The organism is Roseofilum sp. Guam (genome assembly GCF_017746735.1).
In the GTDB taxonomy this organism is placed as follows: domain Bacteria; phylum Cyanobacteriota; class Cyanobacteriia; order Cyanobacteriales; family Desertifilaceae; genus Roseofilum; species Roseofilum reptotaenium.
On record NZ_JAGHZN010000098.1, the window covers coordinates 1 to 7,561 of the forward strand.

The 7,561-nt window shown below is 46.9% G+C and carries 8 protein-coding genes; 2 read left to right on the forward strand and 6 right to left on the reverse strand.

Translation table 11 applies throughout. The annotated features are described in order from the left end of the window. Nucleotides 1-142: 142 nt before the first annotated feature. The 6 genes from recJ to psb34 form a co-directional block, all read right to left on the reverse strand. Nucleotides 143-1,942 carry a single-stranded-DNA-specific exonuclease RecJ gene (gene recJ, locus J7529_RS23895; RefSeq protein WP_318731053.1) on the reverse strand — a complete coding sequence of 600 codons (1,800 nt, stop codon included), beginning with the start codon at nt 1,940-1,942 and terminating at the stop codon, nt 143-145. A gap of 230 nt (nt 1,943-2,172) precedes the next feature. Further along, nucleotides 2,173-2,646 (reverse strand): CAAD domain-containing protein, encoded by a 474-nt coding sequence (locus J7529_RS23900; protein ID WP_271945010.1) that lies wholly within the window; start codon nt 2,644-2,646, stop codon nt 2,173-2,175. A gap of 255 nt (nt 2,647-2,901) precedes the next feature. Further along, nucleotides 2,902-3,246 (reverse strand): hypothetical protein, encoded by a 345-nt coding sequence (locus J7529_RS23905; RefSeq protein ID WP_318731054.1) that lies wholly within the window; start codon nt 3,244-3,246, stop codon nt 2,902-2,904. Between the two features lie 22 nt (nt 3,247-3,268). Continuing rightward, entirely contained in the window at nt 3,269-4,153 is an 885-nt protein-coding gene (locus tag J7529_RS23910; protein WP_271945018.1) for an ABC transporter permease, read from the reverse strand. 43 nt (nt 4,154-4,196) lie between these two features. After that, nucleotides 4,197-5,231, reverse strand: coding sequence for an ABC transporter ATP-binding protein (locus J7529_RS23915; RefSeq protein WP_318731055.1), 1,035 nt, complete (start codon nt 5,229-5,231; stop codon nt 4,197-4,199). Nucleotides 5,232-5,349: 118 nt separating this feature from the next. Then, nucleotides 5,350-5,520, reverse strand: coding sequence for a photosystem II assembly protein Psb34 (gene psb34, locus J7529_RS23920; RefSeq protein ID WP_271945001.1), 171 nt, complete (start codon nt 5,518-5,520; stop codon nt 5,350-5,352). Nucleotides 5,521-5,672: 152 nt separating this feature from the next. Here psb34 and truB point away from each other — a divergent pair, with 152 nt between their 5' ends. Next, nucleotides 5,673-6,563: a tRNA pseudouridine(55) synthase TruB gene (gene truB / locus J7529_RS23925; protein WP_318731056.1), complete on the forward strand. Its 891-nt coding sequence runs from the start codon at nt 5,673-5,675 to the stop codon at nt 6,561-6,563. Nucleotides 6,564-6,578: 15 nt separating this feature from the next. Continuing rightward, nucleotides 6,579-7,370 (forward strand): SAM-dependent chlorinase/fluorinase, encoded by a 792-nt coding sequence (locus J7529_RS23930; protein ID WP_318731057.1) that lies wholly within the window; start codon nt 6,579-6,581, stop codon nt 7,368-7,370. Nucleotides 7,371-7,561: the final 191 nt, after the last annotated feature.

The following is a 7,561-nucleotide window of genomic DNA, read 5'->3' on the forward strand; positions in this document are numbered from 1 at the left end:
ACCAGTGTGAATCCCTTTATGATGCCATCATAGAAGCTTTTAAGATATTGTCCTAACTCTCCCTTTCTTTGCTATACAATCCGCTCTGGAGTCCGATCTCGATCGCCCTTTTCCTCTGGGGGTTGGCGATCGAGAAATGCCCTTAATCCGGATGGTTTTGTCGTCTTACCCCTACTAATTCTAGCTCTAGGCTTGTATTTCCATTCCACGTATTTTCCCGTAAGCTGTAGGCGATATCTAATCGAGAAGGGAGAGGAAAATAACCTTGCCAACGCCAGGCAATCGCCTTCAAAATCCGTTTCGATTTTTCCTGGGTCAAGGTCAGCTTAATATGTCCTTTGCCGACAATTTTTTGCTCCAAAATGCGGACATCTGGAGTCCAGAAGATGGGTAAATCATTTTCAATTCCACAGGGATGTAAGCGATCGATTTGCCCATATAAGTCCAAATCCAATTGACTAAAATCCGCTAACCCGTCAATCCGAATTAAGGGTTTTAGCCATTGGGGTTGTAAACACTGATGGGAAAAATCGCTCAGTTGAATTTTAAACGGTTCTAAATTTTGGCTCGGCAAAGAAAATCCGCCTGCCGCTTTATGTCCCCCATATTTCCCTAATAGAGCATCACAGTATTCTAATGCTTCAAAGACATGAAATTCAGGAATTCCGCGTGCCGAACCCCGAATGCGATCCTCATCTTCATAGGTTCCTAGAAAAACGGGAACACCATAGCGCTCGACCAAACGAGAGGCGACAATTCCAATTACACCATGATGCCAACCAGGTTGAACTAAGACCAATACTCGGTCATCATAGAGCGGAATTTGTTCCGTTTGAATGATATCAATGGCTTCTTGGGTAATTTGTTCGCACAGCTCTTGGCGACGGCGATTAATTTGCTCGCATTTCATCGCTTGTTCTAGGGCAATTCCGGGTTCATCGGTGGTTAATAGATCGATAACAATTTGCGGATCGGATAAACGACCGATCGCATTAATCCTTGGCCCTAGACGAAACCCAATGTCTTCTGGTTTAAGGGATTTCTGGCGATCGCTCACTCCCGAAACCTGAATTAAAGCTTGCACTCCTGCCAATTCTGAATGGGGTAAACGCCTCAGTCCCCGCTTTAACCAACGACGATTAACCCCAGTTAAGGGGGCAAGATCGGCGATCGTGCCTAATGTAAACAATTCTAAACAGAGGGGATAAATGGCTTTAGCTTGCCCCAACTCTTGTGCTAAAGTAATTGCCAAGATGTAAGCTACCCCAACTCCGGCCACTGAAGCGTAAGGGGATGTAGTTGGCAATAGTTTCGGATTTAAAATAGCGCTGGCTGGCGGTAATTGGCTTGGTAGTTCATGGTGATCGGTAATAATCACCGTTAAGCCTAATTCTACAGCCCTTGAAATGGGGTCATAAGCAGCAATTCCATTGTCTACCGTCAGGATAATCTCGACTCCTTCTTGATGAAAGTCTTCTACAATCCGGCGATTAATCCCATACCCTTCACTCATGCGACTGGGAATGGCGTAATCGACTTGAGCACCCATATATTTTAAGCTGCGTAATAATAGGGCGGTACTGGTCATGCCATCGGCATCATAATCTCCACAGATGGCAATTTTTTGCCCTTGGGCGATCGCCGCTTTCAGTAAAGCCACACTGTTTTCTAAATCGGGGAATTCCGCCAAGGGATGGGGCAATTGAAGCCGATCCGGATTCAGATATCCTTGGGCATCTGGGAGTGTTTGAATCCCTCGATTGAGTACAACTTGGGCAATTAACGGGGATAAATTCACCTGTTGGGCGAAACATTCAAGTTCTGGATCTGGCTCAAAAATCTGCCATCGTTGCTGAGGAAGTCGCGCCAGAGTTGCTAAACGTCGAGTTAGGCTTTTTTGGGGAGGTATTGGCGGAGAAAGAGAAAAATTTTGACTATCCATCAAACAGTTACGCCAGATTTATCTGGATTTAGCCTATCATATATAGTGGCTAGGGAATAGGGAATAGGTTTCAGTATTAAACCCTATCCTAACTGACTCTTTCTCTGCTATGGCAGGCAAGCGGTAATCTTACTACTACAGAGAATAAACAACCAATTTCTGGCGATCGCCAAAAAAATATCGGGTGGTTGATGCCACCCGATCTCGACATATCCAATCCAAACCCGGATTTACGAATCGGCTTTTTGCCCCCCCGTTACCTGAGAGGTTAAACCGGAAATATCCTTGTAGAGTTCTTGGCGAGTTGAAGCTTTGAGCATATAGCGCCAAACAAACCAAGCGGTATAAATAATTCCCACCAGTTCAAAGAGGGGGGCAAGAGCAAAGCCCAGAAGGGGGATATGATTAACCGCATCTAATATCGCTAAGGTAAGATAAACAGAGATCAAAGCCGTGATCACCAAAGCTACGTTGATTAAGGGTTTTTGATAAGTAACAAAGAACTCACCGATATAGTCCGTTAACCGAGAGAGAATAGTCAGTACTTGATCGACGGTTTGTTGTCCGGAGGAAGAAGCCATAACGGGAGAGGAGGTAGGAGATTCGACTAACTCAGCTTTAGGCGTTGGAACAGGAGCTGATACCGGAGCTGGGCTAGGAGTCGAGGCTGGAGTCGGGGTTTTTTCAGGTTCTTTACTTTGCATAATGTTCTCAATCTCAATCAGATTAAAGGGTCTGGGTGAGGAGCGTTAAGTGGTCACTAACCAGATTAGCCTATTGCGCTAATGCTCAGACCTCCTTGAGACTAGAGCAGAGTTCGATCGTTGGCAAGAGGCAAGCCATAGCGAGTGGGCAATGGGCAAGAGGCAATAGGGAAAAATAAAGGTGCGTTAGCTTAGAGTAGCGCACCTGGGAAAGAATCTAGCACTTCTTAAACAGAAGTATAGAAATTATGGGGTTTATGGGGTAGTTTCTTCAGCAGCTTCAGTAGACTCAGGCGAGTTGTTGAGTCGTTCGAGTTGCTGTTGGCGGAATTTAGCGGCAGCATCATCTAAATTTTCTTGTTGGTCGATGCTGAATTGTTCGGGGTCTCTCAAATGATTTCCCCGCTGGAGATTGTGCATTAAGTCAAAGAATTGGCCATTACCTCCCTGGCTGGAGAACGCACTAGAACCCCCGTCTTGGGTTTGGATATCTCCTAGGGGATCGAGGATAGTTTGGGCAGAACTGGCTTGAGCAAACAGAGTCAAGCTCAGGCCAGTGAGTAGGGTAAACAGGGTGTACTTTAAAGGTTTGATGGACATAGAACCTCCGGAAAATTGCGAACTAGGATAAACGACGACGCAGTAGGGGTTGAATTCCGAGGAGGGCGATCGCATCAACGCTCAAGAGTACCAGTAAACACCCTCCCAGAGAAATATCACCCCAGGGAGCAGCCATTACCATACTACCGAATCCCCAATCGGAATGAGTATAAAGATAGCGAATCGGCTCGATCGCATAACTGAGCGGATTTAAACTCGAAACAATTTGTAACCAGTGGGGCATAAAGGAGAGGGGGGCTAGGGCGCTACTGGCAAAGAGTAAGGGCAGGTTAACGACGAAAATCACGGCGATCAGTTCAATATGGCCGGGAAGGGCAAAGCTGAAGCCTAAACTGACTCCCGTTACTCCTAACACCAATAAGAGAATAATCAGGGTAATGAGTGCCAGTCCTGAGAATGTGGGAAATCCTGCGCCCAGAAAAATCCCAGCGACCATAATGACGGCGGTTTGAATCAGGGCTAGGGTGACAATATAGATAGCGCTAGCCAGGACAATGGAGTAGCGAGAGCTTAAGGGAGCGACTAACAGACGGTTGAGAAAGCCAAACTCGCGGTCAAACATGACGGGGAGTCCGGCATTGAGGGCCCCGGAAAAGGCAGTAAAGACAATTACGCCAGCGCCGAGGAATTGCCCATAGTTGAGGCGATCGCCTAAAAATCCTTCTGGAGCATTTTGAAACAGCGCTCCAAACAGGATTAACCACATCAGGGGCTGAATGACTCCAGCAACAAGGGTGGCTGGACGGCGCTGGAGCTGAATAAACAGGCGTTTGGTGAGAGCCAGAGTTTCTTGCACCAGTTCAGCAAACGAGAATTGAGAACGTTGTTTCAGGGTGCTGATATCCAGGTCAAGATTGGATTGAGGGGATGTGACAGTCATAGGTATCTTGGTTAAGAATCCACAGTTAGGAATGCACTTTGATTCGAGATTAACGCATATTTTGTTTTCGTTCTTTCTTCAAATCTCGTGTCCCGGCAGCGGCTAATTCGGCATCCAGGAGCGTCTGTCCCGTAGCGGCCAGGTAAACATCATCTAAACTGGGTCGAGATTGGGCAATACTAAATAAGGGGAGTCCTGCTTGATTCAAGGCGTGTTGCACATTAATCAATACGGTGGATTCAGAGGTAGTCGGATTGGTGTTGACTACTAGATTTAAGGAATTGCCTTGAGCGCTGTTGATAATGACTTCTTGAACGTTCGGTAAGGCTTGCAAGAGGGTTTTGGCTTGTTCGGCTTCATCCGGGGGACAAAACTCCCGAATTCGTAGGGTGATGCGATCGCCTCCCACTTGCGTTTTCAGTACTGAAGGCGTTCCGCAGGCAATGACTTTACCTTGATCGATAATCGCGACGCGATCGGCTAAAATGTCCACTTCTTCTAAATAGTGGCTCGTAATCAGAACCGTGGTTCCTGAGTCTCTCAATTCCCGCAGAAAGTCCCACACCACCACTCGACTTTCAATATCTAAGCCGACTGTCGGTTCATCTAAGACTAATACCTTGGGTTGGTGCAACAGTCCAGCGGCCAAGTCTAGGCGTTTGCGAATCCCCCCTGAATAGGTTCCCGTTTTCTGATCGGCGTACTCTTGGATACCCAGCCGGTTAATCATTTCTTGGACGCGATCGCCAATTTCCTTCCCAGGAATATGATACAGAGCAGCTTGTAGGTTCAGTAATTCCCGACCGGTTAACACTTTATCCAGAGCCACTTCCTGAGCCACATAGCCTAACAATTGCCGAGTCGCTTTCGGATACTCCACCACAGAAATTCCTGCTATTTCCAGTTTGCCACTATCCGGAGTACTGAGGGTACATAAACAACGCAGAGTCGTGGTTTTTCCGGCTCCATTGGGCCCTAGCAAACCGAAAATTTCTCCGGCCTGAACGTCTAGGGATACATCTTTCACCGCATCAATGTTGCCATATCGTTTTTTGAGATTTTGAATCAGAATCGCTGGAGTCATGAGGTTTAAGGGAGTATATAGACCAGGGAAAAGTCACAGGAATAACCCCTCTAGAATACTATCTAGAGGGGAGAAAGGAGAGAGAGTCACTACTACCAAACTTGACACTTGCTGTCCACTAGCTAACAGCAAAGGAAATAAAGATAAGAAGTCCAACCAATACTGCGGCGATACTCCCCATAACTATATATTGGGTTTTTTGAGCTTGAGTTGGAGGTTCTGCTTGATATACTTTGGGTTCTTGGGCAAAGTTATTGAGACGGCCACCTTCTTCTGTGGTATATGGCATTTTATTAACTCCTGCGCTTGTTTATGATAACTATCTTAACATTTATTTACAAACTTGGCTAGGGTCGAGAGAAAATTTTTCTTCGAGAGTAGGAAGATCAGATCCCTAGAAATTTGCTCCATAGAACAGAGAAACACTATATAATCCCCTAAATGACGTTTGGATTTCTCAACCTCAATAAACCCGCTGGTTACACGTCCCATGATTGTGTGGCACGGGTTCGTCGCTTATTACGCACCAAGCGAGTTGGCCATGGAGGAACCCTAGATCCTGCGGCGGTTGGGGTTCTACCTATTGCTGTAGGGAAAGCAACTCGTCTGTTGCAGTTTCTACCTCAAGATAAAGCGTATCAAGCCACAATTAAGTTTGGTCTACGGACAGAAACGGATGATTTAGAAGGAGAGGAGATCGAAAGTCAACCGGTTCCCGATCTGAGTTTAGAGTCGATTCAGTTGGTTTTAAGCGAATTTCAGGGCAAGATTGAACAAATTCCTCCGATTTATAGCGCGATTCAGATGGGAGGAAAGCGTTTGTATAAATTGGCTAGACAGGGGGAAGTCGTTCAAGTGCCAGCACGGACAGTAGAAGTGTACGATCTTCAGGTTCTTGATTGGCGGCCGGGGAACTTTCCAGAGTTGGATCTGGCGATCGCCTGTGGCCCAGGAACCTATATTCGGGCGATTGCCCGCGACTTAGGTAATCGAGTGAACGCGGGGGCAACGTTAGCTCAGTTAACCCGCACCCAAAGCAGTGGATTTCGTTTAAGCCAGAGTCTGACTTTGGAGGAGTTGGAAACCCAAGTAGAGCAGCAAACCTTTACCCCCATTTCGGGTCATGTTGCCTTAAGTCATCTTCCAGAGTGCATTCTTTCCCCGTCCCAAGTGCGCTCCTGGTTCCATGGCCAACAATTGTCCATCCGTGATCAAACTGTATCCGGGACAGTAGTGCGCGTTAGTTCCCAAACTGGCGAGTTTCTCGGTATTGGAGAGCTTGAGCAAACTGATTTACAGTGGGTTTTACATCCGAAAGTTGTTTTTTCTTAAATCAAGGAAATTGGTGTGCCCAGAATTCTGACCTTATTAACTGATTTTGGTCTTCAAGATCCTTATGTGGGGGTCATGAAAGGAGCGATCGCCCAAATTAATCCCCAGATCGCTGCGATCGATCTCACCCATGACTTACCTAGGCAAAATTTAGCGGCTGCTCGGTTTGCGCTGATGAATGCTTATCCCTATTTTCCTGATGATACGGTGCATGTCGCAGTTGTCGATCCGGGAGTGGGAGGGGATCGCCGGGCGATCGCCCTAGAACTTCCCCAAGGGTTTTTAGTCGGGCCAGATAATGGCATATTTAGCGGCATTCTCAGCCAATATCCCCTGATCAAAGCTGTCGAACTAACCAATCCTGACTATTGGCGATCGGCTAATCCTAGCACGACCTTCCACGGCCGGGATATTTTTGCTCCTGTAGGCGCTCATTTAGCCAATGGAGTGCCGATCAAGCAGTTGGGAGAGGCGATCGTCGATCGCCATACCCTAGTTAACCTTCCCCTTCCCTTCTATACCCAAGAGAAACCGTATATTCGAGGAGCAATCCAATCCATTGATCATTTTGGTAACCTAATTACCAATATTCCTGGAGAAGCCGTCAATGAGGTTCCTTGGTCGGTGATTTTAAATGAAGAAATTATTGTCGGCGCTCAAACCTATAGCGATCTACCCGTTGGTCAGGCGATCGCCCTCATCGGTAGTCATGGCTGGGTAGAAATTGCCGTTAATTGCGGTAATGCCGAAAAAGAGCTAAGGCTCACTTGGGGCGATCCAGTTCAATTACTGATCTACACCGAGTGAGCCGATGGGGTTGATTTGAGTTAGACGGGCTAGGAGGGATTCGAACCAACACTATTGAAGCAAGCTAACGCTATCTAATAGTCCACAACCCTTGCTCTACATAACCTGAGTCCGGGATAAGGAACGGAGGATGGAGTAAGCTGAAAGTGCCAAACCATCAGTACCATCCTCCGCAATGACTACTAGCTTAG